Source organism: Undibacterium hunanense (genome assembly GCF_014284335.1).
Lineage (GTDB): Bacteria > Pseudomonadota > Gammaproteobacteria > Burkholderiales > Burkholderiaceae_D > Undibacterium > Undibacterium hunanense.
This window is the reverse complement of the sequence record NZ_JACOGF010000055.1, coordinates 1-451: the sequence shown is the minus strand read 5'-3', so window position 1 is coordinate 451 and position 451 is coordinate 1. Positions and strand designations below refer to the sequence as shown.

Sequence of the window (451 nt, the reverse complement as noted above, 5' to 3'; positions counted from 1 at the left end):
TCGATAGCTGCGTTAGCAACGATCGTACCGGCTGTAGTCAACGCGATGGTTTCTGTATTGCCTGCAGTTACAGTACCTGTGAAGGAATTGTATTCTGCAGCAGTCATGGTGTACACGCCAGTTGCTGCCAATGTCAGGTTTTCGAAGCCTGTGATGTTCGCACCAGAGATGTTTGCACCAGCAGCCAATGCCAGTGTGTCAGTTGTACCAGCACCTGCACTGAAAGTACCAGTGTAAGCCAACGCACCCAGAGTCAATGTTTGAGCAGCACCTGCACCCAGATTGACGTTACCAGCCAGGAAGGAAGTACCTGCACCTGTCAGATCAACGTTGTCAGTACCTGTACCGCCAGTTACTGTAGTGATACCTGTCGTTGTTGCACCGAAAGTGATCGAACCACCAGTGTTATCAGTGATCAGAGACTTGATGTTGGTGATCGTACCGCCTGTTG

The 451-nt window shown here is 50.3% G+C and carries 1 pseudogene; it reads right to left on the bottom strand.

Going from position 1 to position 451, the window contains the following annotated elements:
- Nucleotides 1–451 (bottom strand): annotated as a pseudogene (locus H8L32_RS27290) (hypothetical protein); the annotation flags it as partial.